Annotated in this window: 26 protein-coding genes; 14 read left to right on the top strand and 12 right to left on the bottom strand. The window is 61.2% G+C overall.

Features of this window, described 5'->3' with window-relative positions; genetic code table 11:
• Positions 1-77: 77 nt before the first annotated feature.
• A complete protein-coding gene (locus tag J5M66_RS17105; protein WP_003222780.1) occupies positions 78-215 on the top strand; it encodes a hypothetical protein in 138 nt (45 codons plus the stop codon).
• A 71-nt stretch (positions 216-286) separates the two neighbouring features.
• Positions 287-1,252, top strand: coding sequence for a leucyl aminopeptidase (locus J5M66_RS17100; RefSeq protein ID WP_207808737.1), 966 nt, complete (start codon positions 287-289; stop codon positions 1,250-1,252).
• Between the two features lie 291 nt (positions 1,253-1,543).
• On the opposite strand, the gene rluB is transcribed toward J5M66_RS17100, so the two are convergent.
• The 6 genes from rluB to J5M66_RS17070 form a co-directional block, all read right to left on the bottom strand.
• Complete coding sequence (gene rluB / locus J5M66_RS17095; RefSeq protein ID WP_073472826.1) at positions 1,544-2,764, bottom strand: 23S rRNA pseudouridine(2605) synthase RluB; 1,221 nt, start codon at positions 2,762-2,764, stop codon at positions 1,544-1,546.
• Between the two features lie 142 nt (positions 2,765-2,906).
• On the bottom strand, positions 2,907-3,098 hold the full coding sequence (locus J5M66_RS17090; RefSeq protein WP_016771121.1) for a DUF1289 domain-containing protein: 192 nt from the start codon (positions 3,096-3,098) through the stop codon (positions 2,907-2,909).
• Between the two features lie 144 nt (positions 3,099-3,242).
• Positions 3,243-4,208, bottom strand: coding sequence for an SMC-Scp complex subunit ScpB (gene scpB / locus J5M66_RS17085; RefSeq protein ID WP_207808738.1), 966 nt, complete (start codon positions 4,206-4,208; stop codon positions 3,243-3,245).
• 11 nt (positions 4,209-4,219) lie between these two features.
• The gene (locus J5M66_RS17080; RefSeq protein ID WP_172828192.1) at positions 4,220-4,918 is read right to left on the bottom strand and encodes a ScpA family protein; all 699 of its coding nucleotides are present in this window, start codon (positions 4,916-4,918) and stop codon (positions 4,220-4,222) included.
• 123 nt (positions 4,919-5,041) lie between these two features.
• Positions 5,042-5,671, bottom strand: coding sequence for an L-threonylcarbamoyladenylate synthase (locus J5M66_RS17075; protein ID WP_016771124.1), 630 nt, complete (start codon positions 5,669-5,671; stop codon positions 5,042-5,044).
• A gap of 13 nt (positions 5,672-5,684) precedes the next feature.
• Entirely contained in the window at positions 5,685-6,548 is an 864-nt protein-coding gene (locus tag J5M66_RS17070) for a PHP domain-containing protein (protein ID WP_207808741.1), read from the bottom strand.
• Positions 6,549-6,635: 87 nt separating this feature from the next.
• Here J5M66_RS17070 and J5M66_RS17065 point away from each other — a divergent pair, with 87 nt between their 5' ends.
• The 4 genes from J5M66_RS17065 (at position 6,636) to J5M66_RS17050 (ending at position 8,969) form a co-directional block, all read left to right on the top strand.
• Complete coding sequence (locus tag J5M66_RS17065; protein ID WP_016771126.1) at positions 6,636-7,232, top strand: septation protein A; 597 nt, start codon at positions 6,636-6,638, stop codon at positions 7,230-7,232.
• 1 nt (position 7,233) lies between these two features.
• Positions 7,234-7,533 carry a YciI family protein gene (locus J5M66_RS17060; RefSeq protein ID WP_206420856.1) on the top strand — a complete coding sequence of 100 codons (300 nt, stop codon included), beginning with the start codon at positions 7,234-7,236 and terminating at the stop codon, positions 7,531-7,533.
• Between the two features lie 340 nt (positions 7,534-7,873).
• Complete coding sequence (locus J5M66_RS17055) at positions 7,874-8,284, top strand: translation initiation factor 2 (RefSeq protein ID WP_039761083.1); 411 nt, start codon at positions 7,874-7,876, stop codon at positions 8,282-8,284.
• Between the two features lie 7 nt (positions 8,285-8,291).
• Positions 8,292-8,969: a response regulator transcription factor gene (locus J5M66_RS17050; protein ID WP_016771129.1), complete on the top strand. Its 678-nt coding sequence runs from the start codon at positions 8,292-8,294 to the stop codon at positions 8,967-8,969.
• 160 nt (positions 8,970-9,129) lie between these two features.
• Here J5M66_RS17050 and J5M66_RS17045 read toward each other — a convergent pair whose 3' ends face one another.
• On the bottom strand, positions 9,130-9,603 hold the full coding sequence (locus tag J5M66_RS17045; protein ID WP_207808742.1) for a hypothetical protein: 474 nt from the start codon (positions 9,601-9,603) through the stop codon (positions 9,130-9,132).
• A 265-nt stretch (positions 9,604-9,868) separates the two neighbouring features.
• Between J5M66_RS17045 and J5M66_RS17040 the strand changes: the two genes are divergently transcribed.
• Positions 9,869-10,321: a Spy/CpxP family protein refolding chaperone gene (locus J5M66_RS17040; protein WP_207808744.1), complete on the top strand. Its 453-nt coding sequence runs from the start codon at positions 9,869-9,871 to the stop codon at positions 10,319-10,321.
• 176 nt (positions 10,322-10,497) lie between these two features.
• Positions 10,498-11,838 (top strand): HAMP domain-containing sensor histidine kinase, encoded by a 1,341-nt coding sequence (locus J5M66_RS17035; protein ID WP_206420858.1) that lies wholly within the window; start codon positions 10,498-10,500, stop codon positions 11,836-11,838.
• Positions 11,839-12,052: 214 nt separating this feature from the next.
• Here J5M66_RS17035 and J5M66_RS17030 read toward each other — a convergent pair whose 3' ends face one another.
• Positions 12,053-12,619: a nitroreductase family protein gene (locus J5M66_RS17030; RefSeq protein ID WP_206420859.1), complete on the bottom strand. Its 567-nt coding sequence runs from the start codon at positions 12,617-12,619 to the stop codon at positions 12,053-12,055.
• Positions 12,620-12,740: 121 nt separating this feature from the next.
• On the opposite strand from J5M66_RS17030, the gene J5M66_RS17025 reads away from it, so the two are divergent.
• Positions 12,741-14,195, top strand: a complete 1,455-nt coding sequence (locus tag J5M66_RS17025; RefSeq protein WP_207808746.1) for a TrkH family potassium uptake protein — start codon at positions 12,741-12,743, stop codon at positions 14,193-14,195.
• Here the strand turns inward: J5M66_RS17025 and J5M66_RS17020 are convergent.
• A complete protein-coding gene (locus tag J5M66_RS17020) occupies positions 14,152-15,213 on the bottom strand; it encodes an AraC family transcriptional regulator (protein ID WP_206420860.1) in 1,062 nt (353 codons plus the stop codon). The two genes, J5M66_RS17025 and J5M66_RS17020, sit on opposite strands and share 44 nt — an antisense overlap.
• Before the next feature lie 165 nt (positions 15,214-15,378).
• Here J5M66_RS17020 and J5M66_RS17015 point away from each other — a divergent pair, with 165 nt between their 5' ends.
• Positions 15,379-15,690, top strand: coding sequence for a DUF962 domain-containing protein (locus J5M66_RS17015; protein WP_016771135.1), 312 nt, complete (start codon positions 15,379-15,381; stop codon positions 15,688-15,690).
• A gap of 14 nt (positions 15,691-15,704) precedes the next feature.
• The gene (locus J5M66_RS17010) at positions 15,705-16,295 is read left to right on the top strand and encodes an HD domain-containing protein (protein ID WP_016771136.1); all 591 of its coding nucleotides are present in this window, start codon (positions 15,705-15,707) and stop codon (positions 16,293-16,295) included.
• Positions 16,296-16,405: 110 nt separating this feature from the next.
• Here the strand turns inward: J5M66_RS17010 and J5M66_RS17005 are convergent, their stop codons facing one another.
• A complete protein-coding gene (locus J5M66_RS17005; RefSeq protein ID WP_016771137.1) occupies positions 16,406-17,221 on the bottom strand; it encodes a UDP-2,3-diacylglucosamine diphosphatase in 816 nt (271 codons plus the stop codon).
• Positions 17,222-17,356: 135 nt separating this feature from the next.
• On the opposite strand from J5M66_RS17005, the gene J5M66_RS17000 reads away from it, so the two are divergent.
• Together J5M66_RS17000 and J5M66_RS16995 are read left to right on the top strand one after the other, a co-directional pair.
• Positions 17,357-18,121, top strand: a complete 765-nt coding sequence (locus J5M66_RS17000; RefSeq protein ID WP_207808748.1) for a helix-turn-helix domain-containing protein — start codon at positions 17,357-17,359, stop codon at positions 18,119-18,121.
• Positions 18,122-18,193: 72 nt separating this feature from the next.
• Positions 18,194-19,087, top strand: a complete 894-nt coding sequence (locus tag J5M66_RS16995) for a DMT family transporter (RefSeq protein ID WP_206420863.1) — start codon at positions 18,194-18,196, stop codon at positions 19,085-19,087.
• Here J5M66_RS16995 and J5M66_RS16990 read toward each other — a convergent pair.
• On the bottom strand, positions 19,081-19,368 hold the full coding sequence (locus J5M66_RS16990; RefSeq protein WP_016771139.1) for a SelT/SelW/SelH family protein: 288 nt from the start codon (positions 19,366-19,368) through the stop codon (positions 19,081-19,083). The genes J5M66_RS16995 and J5M66_RS16990 overlap by 7 nt on opposite strands.
• Positions 19,369-19,439: 71 nt before the next feature.
• Between J5M66_RS16990 and J5M66_RS16985 the strand changes: the two genes are divergently transcribed.
• On the top strand, positions 19,440-21,629 hold the full coding sequence (locus tag J5M66_RS16985) for a patatin-like phospholipase family protein (RefSeq protein WP_122880861.1): 2,190 nt from the start codon (positions 19,440-19,442) through the stop codon (positions 21,627-21,629).
• A gap of 103 nt (positions 21,630-21,732) precedes the next feature.
• Here J5M66_RS16985 and J5M66_RS16980 read toward each other — a convergent pair whose 3' ends face one another.
• A complete protein-coding gene (locus J5M66_RS16980) occupies positions 21,733-23,541 on the bottom strand; it encodes a FimV/HubP family polar landmark protein (RefSeq protein ID WP_123443097.1) in 1,809 nt (602 codons plus the stop codon).
• Positions 23,542-23,667: the final 126 nt, after the last annotated feature.

The raw sequence follows: 23,667 nt of genomic DNA, 5'->3' as shown, positions 1-23,667 counted from the left end.
TCAACTAGGTTCTTCACGTCTCACCGGCCACCTCGACCGGTCAGTCATAAACCGTGAAATTCTCTAGGAGATCGACCATGCAAGCACTGGAAAAAGACTTGGATACCGAACTGCAACTGGACGAATGGTTTGAAGCGCCAACCCATGAGGCCGCTGTGGAAATGATGCAAGCCGACGCGGTGGTTCCGTTCGGCACGGCGATGTGGCCTCTGTAAGACATCCCGGGCAGGCACGGTCCGGCCGGTCGTGCCTGCCGCTTCATTTCCCGGTCAGTCAGGGAGGATTCATGGACAAGCCCCGCGCCATCTCGCATTTCCTTTACTACCTCGAACATCACCCAGCCCTCGCCGGCCTCGACTCGGCGAAGGTCATGCTCGGCCATACTGCCGACTACGAAGCCCTGACCGGCGCCATTGCCGAACAGGCCGGTGAACATCCGCGCTTCCAGTTCAGCGCCCGGCGCCTGGACCTGGAAAGCACCGCAGCGCTGTCCGAAGCAATTGCCGATAGCGATCTGTACATTTTCTTCTACGACTCTTCCACCCTGCTCAACCCACGCCCCGACGGCCCGGAGTTCGTTCGTGCGCTGCAAGCGGTCATGGCGGAAAACTGGAAGAAGTCGCTGCTGTTCAAGGATTACGGCGACTACTTCTACGACACTTTCAGCATCACCCCGCAGCGCATCGCCGGGCTCAACAGTCACCTGATCCAGCGCATGTCCCAAGCGACCACGCTGAGTTTCAAGGACGACCACGGCTCATGGTTCGAAACGCCGATGAGCAGCATCAAGAAGTGGACCGACATCAATGGCGTCGGCAACTTCGACCTCGCCCCCGGCGAAATTGCCACCCACAGCGAAGCCATCAATGGCCATGTGAAATTCAAGGGCACCTTCCTCAGCACCATCCCCTTCGCGCGCAAGTACGGCGTGCTGGATTCGCCGCTGGAATTGTGGATCGAGAACTCGACCATCAGCCGCATCGCCACCGACGTGCCGGGGCTGGAACATGATTTCAACAAGTACCTGGATGCCAACCCGTCGAACCGGCGAATTGAGGAGTTGGGGATTGGCACAAACGAAGGCGTGAAGGATCTGTATGCGCGCAATGCCGGGTTCGAGGAGCGGCATTGTGGGCTGCATCTCGGACTGGGCGGTGGCGCCAAGGGCAGTCATCACCTGGACCTGATTTTTTCTGGCGGGGTGTTGGCGCTGGATGACAAGCCGGTGTTTGACGGGCGATTTGTGTTTTAGGCGACTGACACCTTCGCGAGCAGGCTCGCTCCCACAGGGGATTTATGTAAGCCGCAGATGATCATTCCCACGCTCCGCGTGGGAACGCAGCCCGGGACGCTCCGCGTCCCTTCCAAAGCCGAACGCGGAGCGTCCGTTGAGGCATTCCCACGCAGAGCGTGGGAACGATCGGTGTCAGCACAGACTTTCGTCCAGACAAAAAAAACGCCAACCCTGAGGTTGGCGTTTTTGCTTCAGCTTGTAGCTTGTAGCTTGTAGCTTGTAGCTTGCAGCTAGTAACTCACAGCTGCCTTATTCCGGTTTCTTGCGTCCAAAACCCGGACGCTGACCGGAACCGGCCGGTGCGCCGCGACGCTTGCCCGAGGGCTTGTCGCCGTCGACCAGTTTGATCCCCGGACGCTTCGGCGCCGGTTTGGCCGGGCGCTTGTTGCTGGTGTCGGCTGGACGATCCGCCACTGGCGTACCGCGACCGGCCGGTGCACGACCTTCGCCACGCTCGGTACGACCATTGGCCGGACGCGGTGCGCGCTCGCCGTCACGGGCGACTGGCTTACGACCTGGACGCTCGCCTTCGATCTGCGGCTCACGGCTCGGGCGCGGTGCGGTGGGTGCGCCAGCGGCTGGACGCAGGGTACGCACGCGCTCGGTCTTGGCCATCGGCCGCGACGATTTGCGCTGCATGCGTTCGAGCTTGTCCTTGCTCTTGGCGTTCAGCTGCGGCATTGCCACCGGCGTCAGGCCGACTTCGGCGCTGAGCACGTCGACTTCGTACTGGCTCATTTCGCGCCAGCGGCCCATCGGCAGGTCGGAGTTGAGGAACACCGGACCGAAACGCACGCGCTTCAGACGGCTGACCACCAGACCCTGCGATTCCCACAGACGACGCACTTCACGGTTGCGCCCTTCCATGACCACGCAGTGGTACCAGTGGTTGAAACCTTCACCGCCCGGCGCCTGTTGAATGTCGGTGAAACGCGCCGGGCCGTCTTCCAGCACCACGCCGGCCTTGAGGCGTTCGATCATCTCGTCATCGACTTCGCCGCGTACGCGCACGGCGTACTCGCGGTCCATCTCGTAGGACGGGTGCATCAGGCGGTTGGCCAGCTCACCGTCAGTGGTGAACATCAGCAGACCGGTGGTGTTGATGTCGAGACGGCCGATGTTGATCCAGCGGCCTTCTTTCGGACGAGGCAGCTTGTCAAACACGGTCGGACGGCCTTCCGGGTCGTCACGGGTGCAGATTTCGCCGTCGGGCTTGTTGTACATGATCACGCGGCGCACCGATTCGGCGGCCTCTTCGCGCTTGATCACTTTGCCATCGATGGTAATGGCGTCGTGCATGTCGACGCGCAGGCCGAGGGTGGCGTCTTTGCCATTGACCTTGATCCGGCCCTGGCTGATCCAGGATTCCACGTCACGGCGCGAGCCGACGCCGATACGGGCGAGGACCTTCTGCAGCTTTTCGCCTGCTGGGCCGATTTCCTGGTCGTCTTTCTGATTGATGTCACTCATCTGGGCACCTCCCGGTGTGGTCTGTTCAGGCGGCGCCTGAAGTATTGAAAACTGGGTCCAGGCCGAAGGGATCGGCGAAGGGTCGCGAATCATACGCGGATGTGCGCCATCGCGCATCAGAGACTAGTTGATCGAGTGCCGGTTATTTCTTTTTCCGCCGACCGGCACCACCGAGTTTGATCAGGCGCAGCGCGGCTTCGGCCAGCACGGTACGCTTGTCGTCCTTGTCGAGTTTCTTCCAGGCCTTGATCTCGCGCTTGCTGCGACCGCAACCCAAGCAGATGTCGTCGGAGAATTTGCAGAGGCTGATGCAGGGGTCTTTGGTTGAGCTCATCGCAATCTCCAGAACGACATTTCACCCTGTGGGAGCGAGCCTGCTCGCGAAGGCGCAGTGTCATTCAGTATTGATGTATCTGACACACCGCCTTCGCGAGCAGGCTCGCTCCCACAAGGGTCTTCACTGGTTTCTCAATAGGCGTCAGTCTTCGAACTCGCGCCGTTCGGCTTCGATTGCCTCGGCCAGTGCGCGGGCTTCGGCTTCTTCTTCGCTGAGTTCCGGTTCCGGCTGTTCGAGGGCGGCGACAGCGGCCAGGAGTTTCTCGCGGGCTTCGGCGACACCGAGAATATCTTCTTCCGGTTCGGCGTCGGGCGCGGCTTCAAGTTCAACTTCAACTTCATCAACCGGCGCGATGATCTCAAGCTCGGGCACCGGCGCTTCGCCATCCACCGCATCGCGCAGCAAATCGTCGAAATCGGTTTTGATGCCCTCTTCCATGCTGTCCAGCTCCAGCAACAGGGAATGGAAACTGGTTTCTTCCTTTTCCTCCTCCGGCTCGGCGCTGGCGTCGGCCAGCTCCTGCAGGCTCTGCGGCACCGGCGCGTCGTCGAAGTCGAGCACCGGTTCGGCTTCCATCTCGCGCAGTTCGGCCAGCGGCGGCAGGTCTTCGAGGTTTTTCAGATTGAAGTGGTCGAGAAACGCCTTGGTCGTGGCGAACATCGCCGGTTTGCCCGGCACGTCGCGATAACCGACGACGCGGATCCACTCACGCTCGAGCAAGGTCTTGACGATGTTGCTGTTGACCGCCACGCCACGCACGTCTTCGATTTCGCCCCGGGTGATCGGCTGGCGATAGGCGATCAACGCGATGGTTTCCAGCAAGGCGCGGGAATAGCGCTGCGGGCGCTCTTCCCAGAGACGGCCGACCCACGGCGAGAACTTCTCGCGGATCTGCAAGCGATAGCCCGACGAGACTTCCTTGAGCTCGAAGGCACGGCCCTCGCAGGATTTGCCGAGCAGGGTCAGGGCTTTCTTGAAGACCGCCGGCTCCGGCCGCTCGCCTTCTTCAAACAGTTCATACAGGCGCTCAAGGGATTGCGGCTTTCCCGAGGCCAACAGAAAGGCTTCAAGCAGGGACGCCAGCTCGCGGGGTTCAGTCAGGTTCATACAGGGACTCGTTATTCGGCTCGGGCTCGCACGTGGATCGCGGCGAACGGCTCATTCTGCACCAGCTCGACCAAGGATTCCTTGACCAGTTCAAGGATCGCCATGAAGGTCACCACCACACCCAGGCGACCTTCTTCAGCGGTGAACAGCTCGACAAACGGCACAAAACCGCCGCCCTTGAGCCGTTCCAGCACATCACTCATGCGCTCGCGGGTGGACAGCGCTTCACGGCTGACCTGGTGGCTTTCGAACATGTCGCCACGGCGCAGAACTTCGGCCATGCACATCAGAATCTCTTCCAGCGCGACGTCGGGCAACAGCTTGCGCGCCCGCGCTTCCGGGGCATCGAGCTTGGGCACGATCACATCCCGGCCGACCCTACTCAGCCCATCGATACCTTCAGCGGCAGCCTTGAAGCGCTCGTATTCCTGCAAGCGGCGGATCAGTTCAGCGCGCGGGTCGTCTTCTTCATCTTCAACGGTTTCGGCGCGCGGCAGAAGCATGCGCGATTTGATCTCGGCGAGCATCGCCGCCATCACCAGATATTCGGCGGCCAGTTCCAGGCGCACCGATTGCATCAACTCGACATAGCCCATGTACTGGCGGGTGATTTCCGCCACCGGGATGTCGAGGATATTGATGTTCTGTTTGCGGATCAGGTACAGCAGCAGGTCGAGCGGACCTTCGAAGGCTTCAAGAAAGACTTCCAGCGCATCCGGCGGGATGTACAGGTCCAGCGGCATTTCCATGACCGCCTGGCCATAGACCATCGCGAACGGCAGTTCCTGTTGGGCGCCGGCCTGGGGATCGATCACGGTTTCCACTGCGGACATTCAGGCCTCGACCATGAACGGCGTCGGATCGCCGCAACCGACGCGGACCACTTCCGGGTCGTCGCCGGTCAGGTCAATCACCGTTGAGGCCTTGATGCCGCCAAAACCGCCGTCGATGATCAGATCGACCTGATGCTCAAGCAACTGGCGCATTTCGTAGGGATCGCTGAGTGGGTCTTCATCGCCGGGCATGATCAGCGTCACGCTCATCAGCGGCTCGCCGAGTTCGGCCAGCAGCGCCAACGCGATCGGATGGCTTGGCACGCGCAGGCCGATGGTGCGTTTTTTCGGATGCAGCAACAGGCGCGGCACTTCGCGGGTGGCGTTGAGAATAAAGGTGTAAGGCCCCGGCAGGTGCGCCTTGAGAATGCGGAAGGTGCCGGTGTCGATCTTGGCGTAATTGCCTAGTTGCGACAGGTCGCTGCAGATCAGCGCGAAGTTGTGTTTTTCATCGAGCTGACGCAGACGTCGCACACGCTCGATGGCGGTCTTGTCGCCGATCTGGCAACCAATGGCGTAGGACGAGTCCGTGGGATAAATCACCACCCCGCCCTTGCGGATGATCTCGACCGCCTGTTTGATCAGGCGCGCTTGCGGGTTTTCCGGATGTATCTGGAAAAATTGACTCACATTCTCTACCTGTTCAGACGGCGGCAATATCTGTGTCATGTTTGAACCGACACCACAGGGGTGGAAGGTCCTCGGGAACCGGCCGGTACTGGCCGATCTCGGACCAGCCGCCAGGGCCATGGAAGTCACTGCCGGCGCTGACCAGCAGACCGAACTCACGGGCAAGGATCGCCAGGCTGCCCACCTGTTCTGCGGGCTGATGGCCATTGACCACCTCGATAGCATGCCCGCCTGCTTGAATATAGTCGGCAATCAGCTTTCGGCGCTTGCTACGGGTGAAATCGTAGTGCCATGGATGCGCCAGGCTGACCCAGGCACCGGCGGCGCGCAGGGTGGCGACGGTGTCTTCCAGGGTCGGCCAGTGCAGCTTGACGTCGCCGAGTTTGCCGGCGCCGAGCCATTTGCGAAATGCCTCGGCGCGATCCTTTACATAACCTTCACGCACCATCCAGTCGGCGAAATGCGGCCGGGCCGGCGCGTTGCCGCTGTCGCCCAGTTCCTGCTGGATCTGCCGGGCGCCGTCGAGGGCACCGGGCATCCCCTTGAGGGCGAGCTTGCGGCTTATTTCTTCCGACCGCAGCCAGCGGCCATCGTGCAATTTGGCGATCGCTTCACCCAACGGCGCGGCGTTGACGTCGAAACCGTAGCCCAATACGTGAATGGTCGCCCCGCCCCAGGTGCAGGACAATTCGACGCCGTTGACCAGTTGCATGCCTAACTCGGTGGCGGCAGTACGCGCCTCGGCGAGCCCCTCAAGAGTGTCGTGGTCGGTCAACGCCAGGACTCGCACGCCGTTTTCGAACGCTCGCGCAACCAGAACCGCAGGCGCCAGGGCGCCGTCGGAGGCCGTGCTGTGGCAGTGCAAATCAACATTCACGGGGAGTTGTAACCTCAAATCAGCTGGCGCTATCGCGCGCCCATATGTTTGTTATTATGCCGCCACATCCAGCTTCTGGCTCTCACTGTGAAACAATTCATCGATTTCATCCCGCTTTTGCTGTTCTTCATCGTTTACAAACTTGATCCACGGGTCGTCGACATTGCCGGCCAGCAAGTGACCGTAGGCGGTATCTACAGCGCCACGGCGATGCTGATCATCAGTTCGCTGGTGGTGTACGGCGCGCTGTTCATCAAGCAGCGCAAGCTGGAAAAGAGCCAGTGGCTGACGCTGATCGCCTGCCTGGTATTCGGCAGCCTGACGCTGGCATTCCACAGCGAAACCTTCCTGAAATGGAAAGCGCCGGTGGTCAATTGGTTGTTCGCTGCGGCGTTCATCGGTAGCCATTTCATCGGCGATCGCCTGCTGATCAAACGCATCATGGGCCACGCGCTGACCTTGCCAGACCCGGTCTGGACGCGCCTGAACATCGCCTGGATCGGCTTCTTCCTGTTCTGCGGCGCGGCCAACCTGTTTGTCGCCTTCACCTTCCAGAGCATCTGGGTCGACTTCAAGGTGTTCGGCAGCTTGGGCATGACCGTGCTGTTCCTGGTCGCACAGGGCGTTTACCTGTCGCGCCATCTGCATGACACCGATACCACAACGCCAAAAACCGAGGACTGACATGCTCTACGCCATCATTGCCACCGACGTTGCCAACTCGCTGGAAGCTCGCCTGGCCGCACGACCCGCTCATCTGGAACGCCTGCAAGCGCTCAAGGGCGAAGGCCGCATCGTGCTGGCCGGCCCGCACCCGGCCGCCGACAGCAATGATCCGGGCGCAGCGGGTTTCACCGGCAGCCTGATCGTCGCCGAGTTCGACTCCCTGAGCGCCGCACAGGCCTGGGCCGATGCCGATCCGTACATTGCCGCCGGCGTCTACGCCAATGTGATCGTCAAACCGTTCAAGCAAGTCCTGCCGTAACCGACCTGTTGGAACAGTGAGGGATTAATGTGGCGAGGGGATTTAGCGAAACGTCGCACCGCCCCGCTGGGTGGCGAAGCCGCCCCAAAACCCATCCAACGCGGTGTGTCTGACACACCGCACGCTCCCATTTCAGGACTGCTACGCAGCCCAACGGGGCGGCGCGACGTTTCGCTAAACCCCTCGCCACAGAATATTCATCAGCCACAAATTATTTGTCAGCCACCAACATCACCTCCTGCGCACTGAACCTTCTCGCTTCTCATCCATCTCAATCGCTCATTATTCTCGTTTGCCTGCCGACAACCTGCCCAATATCCATTTGGAAACAGGTGTCGCGATGCGCAAGGGTCCGTTGTGTCTGATGTTGCTCACGTTGTCGATCATGGCGCCCGCCCATGGTGAGGAAACCACCGAAGGCGGCAGCTCCACGCCATTGTCGCTGAGCGCCGGCAGCCAGATCACCGAACTGCAACAGCGGCTCAAGGCCAGTGAACAGCAGCGTGAAGAACTGAACAAACAACTGCAAAATGCCGACAACACTCGCGAAAGCGCCCAGCTCGCCCGGCTGCGCCAGGAGAACCAGCGTCTGAAGCTGCAACTCAAGGAAGCCCAGGCCAGCCCGCTGCCGCGTTTGCTGACCGATCAACAGCAGTGGTTCGTCACTGGCGCCGGGGTAGCGCTATTGGCGCTGCTCTGCGGTATCTTTGCCAGTGGTGCAAGCCGAAAACGTCGGCAATGGCTAAATTGAGTGAGTCATGAGCGAGCTGTTACTGATTGATGATGACCAGGAGTTGTGCGAACTCCTGAGTAGCTGGTTGAGCCAGGAAGGCTTCCAGGTGCGCGCCTGCCACGACGGCCAGAGCGCGCGCAAGGCGTTGGCCGAAACCGCCCCGGCGGCAGTGGTGCTGGACGTAATGCTGCCCGACGGCAGCGGTCTGGAACTGCTCAAGCAATTGCGCAACGACCACGCCGACCTGCCGGTGCTGATGCTGTCAGCGCGTGGCGAACCGCTGGACCGCATCCTCGGCCTCGAACTGGGCGCCGACGATTACCTGGCCAAACCCTGCGACCCCCGCGAACTGACCGCACGCCTGCGCGCCGTGTTGCGCCGCAGCCATCCGGCCGCCGTATCGACGCAGCTCGAGCTGGGTGATCTGAGTTTCAGCCCAGTGCGCGGCGTGGTCAGCATCGACGAAAAAGAACTGACCCTGACCGTCTCCGAAAGCCGCCTGCTCGAAGCCCTGCTCAAGCAGCCCGGCGAGCCGCTGGACAAACAGGAACTGGCGCAACTGGCCCTCGGCCGCAAGCTGACCCTGTACGACCGCAGCCTCGACATGCACGTCAGCAACCTGCGCAAAAAAATCGGCCCCCACCCCGACGGCCGCCCGCGCATCGTCGCGCTGCGTAGCCGTGGTTACTACTACAGTCTATAAGACCTGCGCCGTGTAGAAGTGAGCCTGCTCGCGATGGCGGTGTGTCAGTCAACACATTCTTTTCTGGCACCGCCATCGCGAGCAGGCTCACTCCTACAGAGGGGTATCTGATCGTTTCCGCGCTCTGTAGGAAATGCAGCCGTCGGTGGCTTTGCAGTGGTTAATCGGGCATCGAACGAATTATGTCGGCCAAATCGTCCTTGGTTATCTCGTTGGCCTTAATGGCAGCGGCAATGTCTTTTTTGGAAAGTGGAAAACGCTTGAAAATTTCTTGCAAAGTATTCGCATCAACATTTGCCAGCCAGAGCGGATCAATGAAAGAACCGCCGTACTCAGGCTTCATCGGTACTTCTTCGTGGGCAATCGTACCCTTATGGTTGAGATACAGCACATAACGATCATGCCCTTCAGGAAAGCTCTTATCGTGATATAGCGTAGTACCCTGCGGCAGCACGTAGTAATTCTCGTTGCCGTTTGGACCCTCGATCAGCAACGGTTCCTTAGTTTTGATCATCTTCATATCGTGCCCCTGCGAACCATGATCAAAAATCAGGAATGCCAAAAAAATCGCATTGACCGATAAAGCTGCCATCAGCCATGGGCCGAGTTGCCTGGTAAACGTTTTATTAGTCATAGGGAAGCTCGGTATTCGCTTTGTTAAGGCACGCAGCCGTTGTTCTTTCGCTGAGCGACAATGTCGTCTAAATGAGTGATCACAGCCTCGGCCCGTGCATTATCCAAAAGATCGCAGCCTTCAGCATCACCTGCACTGGATATGTGTAAGGCCGGGCACGAAGCGTCTTTACCGAAGCTTTACGCTGCGCTGACCGCCGCTGACCTTGATCTGCGTAATCTGCACTCATCCGGAACGTACCGGGAACGAGACAAGGAGATACACCATGCGCAAGACTCTTATCGCTCTGATGTTCGCTGCCGCTCTGCCAACCGTGGCCATGGCCATGCCGCAGGATGGCGGTCCGCTGGGTGGTCCGCTGGATGGCCCGCGCCACGGTGGTCAGATGCACGGCGGCATGCACGGCAAAGGCCCGTACAGCCAGCTCGATCTGACCCGCGAACAGCGCGAGCAGATTCGCAAGATCATGGGCGAGCAGATGCACGAGCGTAAGCAGGTGGTCGACAAGTACCTGGAGAAACTCTCGCCGGCCGACCAGAAAGCCATGAAGGACGAGATCGCGGCCAACCACAAGAAAGCCGAGTCCGATGTCCGTGCACTGCTTAAGCCCGAGCAACAGAAGCAGTTCGACGAAATCCAGAAGAAAGGCGCCGAACGCCGCGCCGAATGGGCCGAGTTCAAGGCCTGGAAAGCGCAGCAGGCACAAAAGGCGCAATAATGGCTTGACCCTGGGCCCGACGACTCACCTCGTCGGGCCTGTTCCATTCAAATCGAATGTGGGAGCGAGCCTGCTCGCGAAAGCGCTGCCTCAGCCAGGGATGGATTGACTGACACTGCGTCTTCGCGAGCAGGCTCGCTCCCACATTTGAACGGTGTAATTTTCGAGGATTTTCTGTGCGTTCACTGTTCTGGCGGATTCTTGCGAGCTTCTGGCTGGCCATCGCTCTGGTAGCCGGGCTGTCGATTCTGCTCGGGCACATGCTCAATCAGGACGCGTGGATTCTCAGCCGCCATCCCGGCCTCAACACGCTGGCGGCGGAATGGACGCAGACTTACGAAACCCAAGGCGAAGAAGCCGCGCAGGACATTCTCGAACAACGCAAACGCCAGTATCACATCGACGTTCAAGTGCTCAACGAAACCGGCGATCCGGTGGTGCGTGGCACCTTCCCGCGCCGCGCCGCAGCATTCGAAGCGCGGCAGAACAACGATGACCGCCGCCTGCCGTGGCGGCGTCTGACCGACGAAATCACCAGTGAAAAAACCGGTGATACCTACCTGTTCATCTACCGCATCCCACACCCGGAACTCGACGCCTGGCACCGCGAAAGCCTGCTCTGGCCGCTGAGTGCGCTGGGCATCGCGCTGGTGGTGCTGACCCTGTTCAGTTTGCTCGTGACTTTCTCCATCACCCGCCCACTGAGTCGCTTGCGCGGCGCGGTGCATGATCTGGGGCAGACCACATATCAGCAGAACAGCTTGGCGAAACTGGCCAACCGCCGTGACGAATTCGGCGTGCTGGCCACCGATTTCAACCGCATGGGCGCGCGCCTGCAAAGCCTGATCGGCAGTCAGCGCCAGCTGCTGCGCGATGTCTCCCATGAACTGCGCTCACCACTGGCGCGCCTGCGCATCGCGCTGGCTTTGGCCGAGCGTGCCAACCCGCAAGAGCGCGAGAAACTGTGGCCACGCCTGACCCGCGAATGCGACCGGTTGGAGGCGTTGATCAGTGAAATTCTGGTGCTGGCGCGAGTCGATGCCGACAACGCCAGCGCTGAAGAAGTGGACCTGAATGCGTTGCTCGCCACGCTGCAAAAGGATGCGCAGCTCAGCTCCCCCGAGCAGCCCGTACGCCTGCAAGCCGAGCCGCATCTGAATCTCAAAGGCTGGCCAACGATGATCGAGCGCGCCGTGGACAATCTGCTACGCAACGCCCAGCGCTTCAACCCGAGCGATCAGCCGATTGAATTGCAGGCAGCGCGGCAGGGTGAGCGGATTGTCATCAGCGTGCGCGACCATGGGCCGGGGGTACAGGCGGAACATCTGAGCCAGTTGGCTGAACCGTTTTATCGCGCGCCGGGGCAGACCGCTGCCGGGCATGGCCTGGGGCTGGCGATTGCCAAACGGGCGGCAGAACGGCATGGCGGCACGCTGACGCTGGCCAATCATCCGCAGGGCGGCTTTGTGGCGAGTCTGGAATTGCCGTTGGTACCGGGAGTCGTGGTCCAGCCCTGAAAAAGCCCCTCACCCCAACCCTCTCCCGGAGGGAGAGGGGGCCGACCGAGTTGTCTGCCGTTGTGCATCGACCTTATGGATTCGCAGAAACTAGACGTCCGGTATCCCGACGCTGGATTCAGCGAAGGACGCTCAGGTCGGTGTAATTCCAAAGCATCCCCCAATCAGTCCCCTCTCCCTCTGGGAGAGGGTTAGGGTGAGGGGCTTGTGATCTTCAGACCTTACCTGGCCAGGCGCTGACGAACTCAGCCAGATCAACCTTCTCCGCCACCCGCGGCTCCTTCTGCGGCGTGCCGAGATAGAGAAACGCGATCACTTCCTCGCCTTCCACCAGTCCCAGGCCTTCGGCCACATGCTTTGAGTACGCGAGATCCCCGGTGCGCCACACCGCGCCAATCCCCTGCGCATACGCCGCGAGCAAGATACCGTGGGCCGCACAGCCGGCCGTAAGCAGTTGCTCGGCCTTCGGATATTTCACGTGTTCCTGCAATTTCGCGATGACCACAACCACCAGCGGCGCGCGCAGTGGGCCGTTGCGCGCCTTGTCGATCATCGCGTCGGTGACTTCGCCGCTCTGCTGGCGGGCCGCCTCGGCCAGCAACTCGCCCATTTGCTCACGCGCTGCGCCTTCGACGGTCAAAAAGCGGTACGGCTGCAAGTGCCCGTGATCCGGGGCACGCAAGGCCGCGCCGAACAGGGCTTCGCGCTGCTCGGCAGTGGGGGCCGGTTCGACCAGGCGGGGAACGGAAACACGGTTGAGCAACGCGTCGAGAGCCTGCATCGGCCACCTCCTTTGAAAAATGTGCGGCTATTCTAGCTTCATCTGCGCAGCGCCTGCCGGTTTACATGCCTTGCCCCACAGGTAGAATGGCGCCCTTCTCCCACCAGCCCGAGCGGATTTCATGGCGTTGCCGACCTTACGGATCATTGGTTTTATCATCGGCATCTTCCTGATCACGCTGGCTGTGGCCATGGTCGTGCCGATGGCCACGCTGGTGATTTTCGAGCGCACCAGCGACCTGCCGTCGTTCCTCTGGGCGAGCATGATCACCTTTGTCGCCGGCCTCGCTCTGGTGATACCCGGCAGACCCGAACACATTCACCTGCGCCCGCGCGACATGTACCTGCTGACGGTCAGCAGCTGGCTGGTGGTGTGCATTTTCGCCGCGCTGCCGTTTCTGCTGACCCAGCACATCAGCTACACCGACTCGTTCTTCGAAAGCATGTCCGGCATCACCGCCACCGGTTCCACCGTGCTCAACGGCCTGGACAACATGTCGCCGGGGATTCTGATGTGGCGGTCGCTGCTGCACTGGATCGGCGGCATCGGCTTCATCGGCATGGCCGTGGCGATTCTGCCGCTGCTGCGCATCGGTGGCATGCGCCTGTTCCAGACCGAATCCTCGGACCGCTCGGAAAAGGTCATGCCGCGTTCGCACATGGTGGCGCGGCTGATCGTGGCGGCCTACGTCGGTATCACCATTCTCGGCAGCCTGGCGTTCTGGTGGGCCGGGATGAGCCCGTTCGATGCGATCAACCACGCGATGTCGGCGATTTCCACCGGTGGTTTCTCGACCTCCGACCAGTCGCTGGCCAAGTGGACGCAACCGGCGGTGCACTGGGTGGCAATCGTCATCATGATCCTCGGCAGTCTGCCGTTCACCCTGTACGTGGCGACGCTGCGCGGCAACCGCCGGGCGTTGATCAAGGATCAACAGGTGCAGGGTTTGCTGGCGATGCTGCTGGTGACCTGGCTGGTGCTCGGCACCTGGTACTGGTGGACCACCGAGCTGCATTGGCTGGAAGCGCTGCGGCATGTGGCGCTGAACGTGACCTCGGTAGTCACTACCACCGGTTTCGCCCTCGGCGACTACAGCCTGTGGGGCAACTTCTCGCTGATGCTGTTTTTCTACCTGGGCTTCGTCGGCGGATGCTCCGGCTCGACAGCGGGCGGGATCAAGATTTTCCGTTTCCAGGTCGCCTATATCCTGCTCAAGGCCAACCTCAATCAGCTGATCCACCCGCGCGCGGTGATCAAGCAGAAGTACAACGGTCACCGCCTCGACGAAGAAATTGTCCGTTCGATCCTGACCTTCTCGTTCTTCTTCGCCATCACCATCTGCGTAATCGCGCTGCTGCTGTCGCTGCTCGGGGTCGACTGGATGACCGCGCTGACCGGCGCCGCCAGCACCGTGTCCGGCGTCGGCCCGGGTCTGGGCGAAACCATCGGCCCGGCCGGCAACTTCGCCACCCTGCCGGATGCGGCGAAGTGGATTCTGTCGTTCGGCATGCTGCTCGGCCGATTGGAGATCATTACGGTATTTGTGCTGTGTATTCCGGCGTTCTGGCGTCATTGACCGCGTCCGGCACCTGCGTCAGGCGCAAGCGGTACTCGCCGGGCGTGGTGTCGAACCAGCGGCGAAAAGCGCGGAAGAAGTTGCTCGGGTCGGCAAAGCCCAGCAGGTAGGCGATTTCCAGCAAGGTCATGCTCGGTTGCGCCAGATACTGCTCTGCGAGTTCACGCCGGGTGTCGTCGAGCAATTGCTGGAAACTGGTGCCCTCCTCCTGCAAGCGCCGCTGCAAAGTGCGCTGCGACAGGTGCAACGTCTGCGCCACGGTGTCACGCTTGGGCTCGCCCTGGGGCAATAAACGACACAGCACCTGGCGTGCCCGGTGCGTCACGCGACTTTCGGAAAACCGCGCCAGATATTCCCCGGCAAAGCGATCATGCAACAGCGCCATGGCTTCGTTGGCGGTCGGCAGCGGCGCCTCCATATCGGCACGTTCGAAGATCAACGCATCGTAAGGCGCGTTGAACACCAGCGGCGCGTGAAAGGCTTCTTTATAGGGTTGCAGGTTTGTCGGCTGATCGCCCTGAACCAACACTTTGACCGGGTGCAGCGGGCGCCCGGTCAGCCAGCCGCACAGCGCCAACGCGCAGGCCAGTGACGCTTCGGCGCTCTGCCGGGTCGGCGGCAGGTGATCGCCGTGCACGGTGAGAATCAGCGCATAACCTTCATCGAGCGAGCGAAAGCTCAAGTCGGCGCTTTCGGCAATGATGCGTTGATAGCGCACCAGACGCTGGAAACCTTCGGCCAGGGTATTGCTCGACATCAGCGCGTAGCCGGCGACATGAAACGAGGCCGGGCGCACCACTTTGCCCATGTTCAGGCCGATCGCCGGGTTGCCGGACACCTCGACCGCTCGCTGCCAGAGCCGGGTCATGGAATCCTGCGGGAAACGCGCATCCGGATCTTCCAGGGCAGTGAAATCCAGCCCCAGTTGCCGGAACAGAACCCGGCAATCCAGGCCGTCCATCTCCAGTGCTTTGACAATCCCCATCGCCCAGCTTGCAGAAGTCGTTCGTTCGCTCATGGTTGTTATTCTTTTACATGACGGGCTGCAGATAACCGCCCTATTTGCGAAGGATACTAAAGTGGCGCCGATTGTCACTGGCCCACGCCAATGATCACTCTAGACTCAAATAAGCTCCCCGCCGAACAACTTGTCGCCAGAACAATCACCACAGAGAGCGCGGTCGTGGAAAACATCAAGCAGTTCAACAGCTTCGCCGAGTTCTACCCGTATTACCTCGCCGAACACAGCAACAGCACCTGCCGTCGTCTGCATTTCATCGGCACTTCTCTGGTCATCTTCATTCTCGCCCTGAGCATCGCCAAAGGCGCCTGGCTGCTGTTGCTCGCGCTACCTCTGGCCGGCTACAGCTTTGCCTGGATCGGCCATTTCTTTTTCGAGAAAAACCGCCCGGCGACGTTTCAGCATCCGCTGTACAGCCTGCTCGGCGATTTCGTCATGTACCGCGACATGATTCTCGGTCGCGTGGCGTTCTGAATGAGGGTCTGCCAATGAATGCCCATGCTCGCTTCACCCATATGAAGGACGGCACCGAGGAAGACTGGGCGATCATCGCCGCTGATTTCAGTGCCTATGCCAGACAGCTGCCATCGCGGATCCTCGCGCATTTGAAGCTGCTTGAGGGCGACTTCGGCGGTTTCCCCGTGGATCGCCTGACCCACTCGTTGCAAACCGCGACCCGCGCCTTTCGCGACGGGCGTGACGAGGAATACGTGGTCTGCGCGCTGTTGCACGACATTGGCGACACCCTCGGTTCCTACAATCATCCGGACATCGCCGCAGCGATTCTCAAGCCGTTCGTGAGTGCGGAGAATCTGTGGATGGTGGAGAAGCACGGCATCTTTCAGGGCTATTATTTCTTTCATCACCTGGGCATGGATCGGCACTTGCGCGAGCAATTCAAGGATCATCCGCAGTTCCAGGCCACTGCCGAATTCTGCGCCAAATACGACGCGGCGGCGTTTGATCCGGCGTACGACACGCTGCCGCTGAGTTTCTTCGAGCCGATGATGGAACGGCTGTTTGCGCAGCCGAAGAACTCGATTTACAAGGCTGCGATGCAAGAACACAGCCCGGCCTGAGAACACATGTGGGAGCGAGCCTGCTCGCGAAAGCGCTGTATCAGGCACATAAGTTTTGTCTGACACTACGCCTTCGCGAGCAGGCTCGCTCCCACAGGGTGCTTTTTCGCTCAGGCGATTTCGGCAACTTTGGCAGCTTTCAATTCCGCCTCCCGCGCCTGGGCATCCGCCAGTCGATACAACTCGATCGTGCCGTCCCAATGCTCGATCAGCGCCGTGCACGACTCGACCCAATCGCCGCAGTTGAGATAATCCACCCCGCCGACCTTGCGAATTTCGGCATGGTGGATATGCCCGCACACCACGCCATGCAGTTCGCGCTTCACACACTCGTGGGCGATGGCTTCTTCAAAGTCGCTGATGAAACTGACGGCGGTCTTGACCTTGTGTTTCAGGTAGGCCGACAGCGACCAGTAACCGTAGCCATACCGGGCGCGCCAGTGATTGAGCCAGCGGTTGAGGGTCAGGGTGAATTCATAGGCCGAGTCGCCGAGAAACGCCAGCCAGCGGTGATAACGGGTGATCACATCGAACTGATCGCCGTGAATCACCAGCAAATGCCGGCCGTCCGCCGTAACGTGCACCGCTTCGTCGACCAACTGGATATTGCCCAGAATCAGTTTCGAATAGCGCCGCAGGAATTCGTCGTGGTTGCCGGTGACGTAGATTACCTCGGTGCCGCGCTTGCTCATGGTCAGCAGGCGGCGGATGACGTTGGTGTGGGCTTGCGGCCAGTACATGCCGCTGCGCAGTTTCCAGCCATCGATGATGTCACCGACCAGATAAACCTTGTCGGCGTGGTAGCCCTTGAGAAATTGCGACAAGTGCTCGGCCTGGCAATCCCGCGTGCCCAGGTGCACATCGGAGATCCACAGGGTTCGCACCCGTTGTTTGCGACTGGGTCTGGCGAGCTCGGCGCTGGTCATGGGCAACCCTCTGCGATGTTTTCGCCAGCTTGCGCGCGCCGGGTTAATCGACCGTGACAGACTTGAGTCAGTCGTGTGACAACGCATCCGGCGTACTGCGGTGTAGACTGACGGCCACCTCGGAGACAACCTGCCATGCGACCGATCCTCACCCTGCGCCAGTACACCCACGACCTGATTGTGCACAGCCACGAGCACGCGCAGTTGGTGTTCGGTCTGTCCGGTGCGCTGGATTTCGAGGTCGAGGGCTGTGGCAGCCAAGTGCGTCAGCAGAGTGTTGTGGTGGTTCCGTCCGGCGCTCATCATGCCTGCGACAGTCCCCAAGGCAGCAGCTGCCTGGTGCTCGACATCCCTGAAGGGCAATGGGTGCAGGACTCGCTGGGCGCGCACGCCGAGGCCAGTCGCCGCTTGCTCGATCATCCGGGGCGGCTGTCGCTGGACTCGGGGCAGAGCCAATTGGTCAACTGGCTGGCGAACAGTCCGGTCAGCGATCCGTTGATCGCGCAGCAAGGCGCGGTGTTGCTGCTGGCCAGTCTCAATCACGCGCAACCTGCCGAACTCCGCGCGCGTCGCCTGCCCTACGCCGCGCTGGATGCGCACATCGAGCAATACTCCGCCTATCCGCTGCAAGTCGCCGACCTGGCGCGCGTGGCCGGGTTGTCCAGCGCGCGCCTGCACGCACGGTTCATGGCCGAATGCGGACAGACGCCGATGGATTACATCCGCAGTCGACGCCTGCATCTCGCGGTGCAACTGCTGCGCGACACTGCATTGCCGATTGGTGAAGTAGCCAGTCGCGTCGGTTACAGCTCGCAAAGTGCGTTCTCGGCCGCAGTCCTACGTGAGTTCGGCTCCTCGCCCGGACATCTCCGGCGCGATTCCTGCGACAAAAGACGATAGCCTGCCGACAGACTTGCAGGCCGAGACGCGGTTCAATGGCCCCATGAAGTTGAACCTGAAAAAAGGAATGCAATGACTCCGCGTACCGCCCTCGGCGCCCTGCATATAGGCGCTTTGATGTTCGGCCTGACCGGTGTGTTCGGCAAACTCGCTGCCGCCTCCCCTGCTGTGATCGTCTTTGGACGTGCAGCTTTCGCCGTGCTCGCCCTGGCATTTTTCGCCCGTTTCGCCAGCCAGCATGGTTGGCAGAAACTTCAGACCGTGGACTGGCGGCGCCTCGCCCTCAGCGGCGTGTTGCTGGCTGGGCACTGGGTGAGTTTCTTCATATCCGTGAAGATCGCCGGCGTGGCCATCGCAACATTGGGCTTTGCCAGTTTCCCGGCGTTCACGGTGATTCTCGAAGGACTGATCTTCCGCGAACGCATCCGCCCCAATGAAATCGTCCTGGTGGTATTGGTCAGCATCGGTCTGGTGCTGGTGACGCCCGCATTTGATCTGGGCAGCGGCGCCACCGTCGGCTTGCTTTGGGCCGTACTGTCCGGCCTGCTGTTTTCCCTGCTGTCGCTGACCAACCGCGCCAGTTCCGGGCGCATCCCGGCGGTGCAGGCAGCGTTGTGCCAGAACGTCGTCGTGGCGTTGTGTCTGTTGCCGGTCGCGGCGCCGCAGTTGAGTCAGGTCCGAGCGCTGGACTGGTTGTGGATCGCCCTGCTCGGAGTGTTCTGCACGGGCGTGGCGCACAGCCTGTTCGTCGCCAGTCTGGCGGTGATCAAGGCACGCACGGCGGCAGTGGTGTTCGCCATGGAGCCGGTCTACGGCATCACCCTCGCCTGGCTGCTGTTCAGTGAAACCCCGACCCTGCGCATGCTCATCGGTGGCGCGCTGATCATCGTCGCGATTGTGGTGTCGGCGCGGATGTCAGGCTCGGCCGACAAGAAAACCGTCGCCGCCGAAGCCGCCTCTCACTGAGTGCGGTCGTTGTGGCCGAGGTCGCGGTCAGGATCGATCTGATCGCGCACTCGCTGTTTCAATACCTTGGCCTCGGGAAAACCACCGTCGGCCTTGCGCTCCCAGATCTGCACACCCGCACAAGTGATGTGAAACACCCCGCCGGTGCCCGGCACCAATGACACTTTGCCCAGGTCGTCAGCGAAGGTGCTGAGCAGCTCCTGGGCCAGCCACGCCGCGCGCAGCAGCCACTGGCATTGGGTGCAATAAGTGATGACAACTTCGGCTTTGGCGACGGTCATGATCGCTGAAACTCCTGATACAGAGGGCGCCGCTATAATAGCCGGCTTTACCGCTTGCCCCGAGACTCACAATGCGCCGTTTGCTGTTCTGCCTGCTGCTTGGTTTCCTTCCCCTGCTGGTTCTCGCCAGTGAGGCGCCACGACCGAAAGTCGGCCTGGTGCTGTCCGGCGGTGCTGCGCGCGGGCTGGCGCACATCGGCGTGCTCAAGGCGCTGGAGGAACAAGGCATCAGGATCGATGCGATTGCTGGCACCAGCATGGGCGCGGTGGTCGGTGGGCTGTACGCCTCGGGCTACAAGGTCGATGAACTGGAAAAGCTCGCCCTGAGCATCGACTGGCAAGCGGCGCTGTCCGACGCGCCGCCGCGTGAGGACGTGCCATTTCGACGCAAGCAGGACGACCGCGACTTTCTGGTGAAGCAGAAACTCAGCTTCCGCGACGACGGCAGCCTCGGCCTGCCATTGGGGGTGATTCAGGGCCAGAATCTCGCGCTGCTGCTGGAAAGCCTGTTGGCCCACACCAGCGACACCCGCGACTTCGACAAACTGCCGATCCCGTTTCGCGCCGTGACCACCGACATCGCCAATGGCGAAAAAGTGGTGTTCCGCAAAGGCCACCTGCCGCAAGTGATCCGCGCGAGCATGTCCATCCCCGCAGTGTTCGCCCCGGTCGAGCTTGATGGCCGGTTGTTGGTGGACGGCGGCATGACCGACAACATCCCGCTGGATGTCGCGCGGGAAATGGGCGTCGACATCGCCATCGTCGTCGATATCGGCACACCGCTGCGCAATCGCAAGCAGTTGACTACCGTGGTGGACGTGCTCAATCAGTCGATCACCCTGATGACCCGGCGCAACTCCGAAGAACAACTGGCGACGCTGCACGCCAATGACGTATTGATCCAGCCTGCGCTGGCCGCGTTCGGCGTGACCGATTTCGGCAAGGCTCAAGAGATGATCGACGCCGGTTATCGCGCCACGCGAATCCTCGATGCGCGGCTGGCGCAACTCAAGCCGACGGAAACCCAGGACGCGGAACTGAACGCCGCCCGCCAGCCGGGACAGCGCACGCCGATCATTACCGCGATCCGCGTCGAAAACGATTCGAAGGTCGACGATGACGTGATTCGCTATTACATCCGCCAGCCGATCGGCGCGCCGCTGGACCTGGGCCGCCTGCATTCGGACATGGGCACGCTGTACGGCCTCGATTACTTCGATCAAGTGCGTTACCGCGTCGTGCACAAAGGCCAGGATCACACCTTGGTCATCAGTGCCAGCGGCAAGCGCAGCGGCACCGATTACTTGCGGGTAGGCCTCAATCTGTCGGACGACATGCGCGGCGACAGTGCTTTCAACCTTGGTGCGAGCTATCGCGTCAACGGCATCAACCGCCTCGGCGCGGAATGGCTGACCCGCGCGCAGATCGGCGACAAGCAGGAGCTGTACAGCGAGTTCTATCAGCCGCTGGACGTCGGCTCGCGTTACTTCGTCGCGCCCTACGCCTCGTTCGAGGCGCAGAACGTTGACTCGGTGCTGGATAACGATCCGATCGCGCAGTATCGGGTCGAGCGCTACGGCTTCGGCCTCAACCTTGGGCGGCAGATCGGCAACAACGGTGAAGTGCGACTCGGCGTCGGCCAGGCCTGGGGCAAGGCTGACGTGCGCATCGGTGATCAGGATCTGCCGAGCGAGAGCTTCAACGAAGGTTTCTATACCGTGAAGTATTCCTACGACTCGCTGGACAACGTCTACTTTCCGCACGAGGGCAAGGACGTCAGCCTGACGTTTGCCCAGTTCGAACCGGGCCTGGGTTCAGACAATCGCTATCGCCAATGGGAACTGAATTTCGACAAGGCCATGAGCCATGGGCCCGACACGCTGATTCTCGGCGGGCGCTACGGTCGGACGCTGGACGATGCCAATGTGGTGACCTCAAGCTTCCTGCTCGGCGGCGCGCGGCAGTTGTCGGGGTTCCGTGAGGATGCGCTGTCCGGGCAGAACGTCAGCCTGATGCGCGCCGTGTACTACCGCCGCCTGACGCCGCGCTCGTACCTGCCGCTGGACTTCCCGCTGTACGCCGGGGCCTCGCTGGAACGCGGTCGGGCGTGGAACAACGACAATGAATTCGACAGCGGCTACATCAATGCCGCGAGTGTGTTTATCGGCTTCGACACGCCACTGGGGCCGTTGAACTTCACGTATGGGTTGAATGATGCGGATGAGCAGGCGGTTTATCTGAATCTGGGGCAGACGTTCTGACGCCTTCGCGAGCAGGCTCGCTCCCACAGGGAAAGCACATTCCATTGTGGGAGCGAGCCTGCTCGCGAAAGCGGTCTCGGATGAACACGAAATACGTCGGCGCTCAGCGAATCCCCGCCAACAACGTCCTCGCGGTTTGCTTCAACGGCTCATCCCCTTCTCTGAGCAATTCATTGAGCAGCGCGATCGCACTGTCGATGTCGCCGTCGTCGATGCAGGTTTGTGCCTGTTCGAGCTTGCCGGCGGCCTCGGTGTCAGTGTCGGTGGACTCGGGTAATTGCAGATCCAGAGGTTCCAGCACCAGCGACGGCTCGGGATCGCCGAACTCATTGAGAAAGTCGTCGTCGAGCGGCTGGGCGTCGGGTTCGGGGATCCATTCGAGTTCGGCTTCTTCGGCAGATGCAGCCTGTGGCAGTTCGAAATCGACAGGTAACACCGACAGGCTGGTGCCCAGCGCCGGATCATCGACCGGCGGTGACGCGGCATCAGTGCGGCTATCGTTCAGATCCCAATTTGAATCCATCGACAGCTCGCCCAGATTCAATTCGAAATCATCCTCGAGAGCGCTGGGCGACGCTGCAAGCGGCGCGACTGCGGTCGCTGCCGTGGCCACGGGCAGTTCGGGCGCGATTGGCGTTGCTGCAAATGCCGCCGGTGCGGCGCCTGCCAGTTTTGCATGGCGAGCGCGGATTTCAATCAGTTCGCGGTCATCGACGCCAAGCGCACGCAGGCGGTTTTCCTGCTGTTCAAAAGCGCCGCTGTCACCTTGGCGCCCAAGAACCTCCAGCAACTGCAGACCGAGATCAGTGCGTTCAGGCTCCTTGTGCAAGGCATCGCGCAGCAGCCCGGCCGCTTCGCTGAGTCGACCGTAGGCCAGATAGATGCCCACGGCCTCCAGCACGTCGCCGGCACCGGGTTCGTCGCGATGATCGGCGGCCGCGTGCGCACCGACAGATTGTTGAAGCTCGGGCTCGTCGACTTCTTCTTCGGCGCTCACGGGCGATAGCGGCATCGGCGTGCCATCTGCTGTCAAACGTTGCTGACGGCGACGTATGAGCAACGCAGCCAGCACGCCCAGCAGCAATAGAAGTCCGCCAAGCAGCGGCCAGTTCACGCCATCGTCTGCCGCCTCGACCGGGGCTGAAACAGCGGCCGGAGCCGGCGCGACCACGGGTGGTGGCGGCGCTTTCTGCACTTCGGCCAAGCGGGTTTGCAACTCCTCGATCTGCTTCTTGCCGTCGGCTATCTGCACTTGCTGCTCTTGCAGCCTGAGGTTCTGTTCGTCGAGGGTCTTTTGCAGTTGCTGGGTGAGCAGCACGCTGGCGGCCAATTGCTCGGCCTGCGCATCGTTGGCAGGTGCCGCCGGCGTTGGCGGCACAGGCGCCGCAGTGCGTTTGCCCTGGGCAGCCTGAGGCGGTGCGGTAACCGGTTCGACGGTTGGAAATTCGGAGGATTGCGGGCGCGGATCCGGCTCGTCGGTGGCGGGCACGATGCCCGGCGAACCCGGCGGGTCGATCAGCACCGTGTACTCGCGCAACAGACGGCCGTTGGGCTGATCGAGCTGCACGAGGAAGTTCAGGAAAGGTTCGTTGACCGGTTTGCCGGACGTCACCCGGATCATCTGGCGGCTGCCGCGCAGGATCGGGGTGAACTTGAGATCATTGAGAAAGAACACCCGCTCGACGCCCGCCCGGCCGAACTCATCCGCCGAAGCCAGGCTGGCCGAGAGATCGTTTTGCGTCAACGTGCCGACATCGACCAGCGCGATGTCGGCCTTGAACGGCTGATTGAGGGCTGAGTGAACAGTGATCTCGCCCAACCCCAACGCCATCGACCAGGTCGAATAGCTGAATACGCCAGCGAGCAGCAGCCATTTGGCGCCCCCGCGCAGCACGTGCCGACTTGCGAGCATGAGCATCCCTTAAATAAGCAAAACCGGTTTCTATGCGTTCGCACATCCGGTACGAACACGATATTGCCCAGTAGTTCTTATAGTCGGCTCAGCGCGATCTCTCAAAAAATCACTGGCGGGATGTGC

Origin of the sequence: Pseudomonas sp. 67(2021) (assembly GCF_017491835.1) — a bacterium.
Classification (GTDB): domain Bacteria; phylum Pseudomonadota; class Gammaproteobacteria; order Pseudomonadales; family Pseudomonadaceae; genus Aquipseudomonas; species Aquipseudomonas atacamensis.
This window is presented reverse-complemented; position numbering and strand designations above follow the sequence as displayed.

Bases quoted from the DNA above. Each gene is read 5' to 3' on its own strand.
- J5M66_RS17105 (WP_003222780.1), top strand. From the start codon at position 78: ATGCAAGCACTGGAAAAAGACTTGGATACCGAACTGCAACTGGACGAA.
- J5M66_RS17100 (WP_207808737.1), top strand. From the start codon at position 287: ATGGACAAGCCCCGCGCCATCTCGCATTTCCTTTACTACCTCGAACAT.
- rluB (WP_073472826.1), bottom strand. From the start codon at position 2,764: ATGAGTGACATCAATCAGAAAGACGACCAGGAAATCGGCCCAGCAGGC.
- J5M66_RS17090 (WP_016771121.1), bottom strand. From the start codon at position 3,098: ATGAGCTCAACCAAAGACCCCTGCATCAGCCTCTGCAAATTCTCCGAC.
- scpB (WP_207808738.1), bottom strand. From the start codon at position 4,208: ATGAACCTGACTGAACCCCGCGAGCTGGCGTCCCTGCTTGAAGCCTTT.
- J5M66_RS17060 (WP_206420856.1), top strand. From the start codon at position 7,234: ATGCTCTACGCCATCATTGCCACCGACGTTGCCAACTCGCTGGAAGCT.
- J5M66_RS17055 (WP_039761083.1), top strand. From the start codon at position 7,874: ATGCGCAAGGGTCCGTTGTGTCTGATGTTGCTCACGTTGTCGATCATG.
- J5M66_RS17050 (WP_016771129.1), top strand. From the start codon at position 8,292: ATGAGCGAGCTGTTACTGATTGATGATGACCAGGAGTTGTGCGAACTC.
- J5M66_RS17045 (WP_207808742.1), bottom strand. From the start codon at position 9,603: ATGACTAATAAAACGTTTACCAGGCAACTCGGCCCATGGCTGATGGCA.
- J5M66_RS17040 (WP_207808744.1), top strand. From the start codon at position 9,869: ATGCGCAAGACTCTTATCGCTCTGATGTTCGCTGCCGCTCTGCCAACC.
- J5M66_RS17030 (WP_206420859.1), bottom strand. From the start codon at position 12,619: ATGCAGGCTCTCGACGCGTTGCTCAACCGTGTTTCCGTTCCCCGCCTG.
- J5M66_RS17025 (WP_207808746.1), top strand. From the start codon at position 12,741: ATGGCGTTGCCGACCTTACGGATCATTGGTTTTATCATCGGCATCTTC.
- J5M66_RS17020 (WP_206420860.1), bottom strand. From the start codon at position 15,213: ATGAGCGAACGAACGACTTCTGCAAGCTGGGCGATGGGGATTGTCAAA.
- J5M66_RS17010 (WP_016771136.1), top strand. From the start codon at position 15,705: ATGAATGCCCATGCTCGCTTCACCCATATGAAGGACGGCACCGAGGAA.
- J5M66_RS17005 (WP_016771137.1), bottom strand. From the start codon at position 17,221: ATGACCAGCGCCGAGCTCGCCAGACCCAGTCGCAAACAACGGGTGCGA.
- J5M66_RS17000 (WP_207808748.1), top strand. From the start codon at position 17,357: ATGCGACCGATCCTCACCCTGCGCCAGTACACCCACGACCTGATTGTG.
- J5M66_RS16995 (WP_206420863.1), top strand. From the start codon at position 18,194: ATGACTCCGCGTACCGCCCTCGGCGCCCTGCATATAGGCGCTTTGATG.
- J5M66_RS16990 (WP_016771139.1), bottom strand. From the start codon at position 19,368: ATGACCGTCGCCAAAGCCGAAGTTGTCATCACTTATTGCACCCAATGC.
- J5M66_RS16985 (WP_122880861.1), top strand. From the start codon at position 19,440: ATGCGCCGTTTGCTGTTCTGCCTGCTGCTTGGTTTCCTTCCCCTGCTG.
- J5M66_RS16980 (WP_123443097.1), bottom strand. From the start codon at position 23,541: ATGCTCGCAAGTCGGCACGTGCTGCGCGGGGGCGCCAAATGGCTGCTG.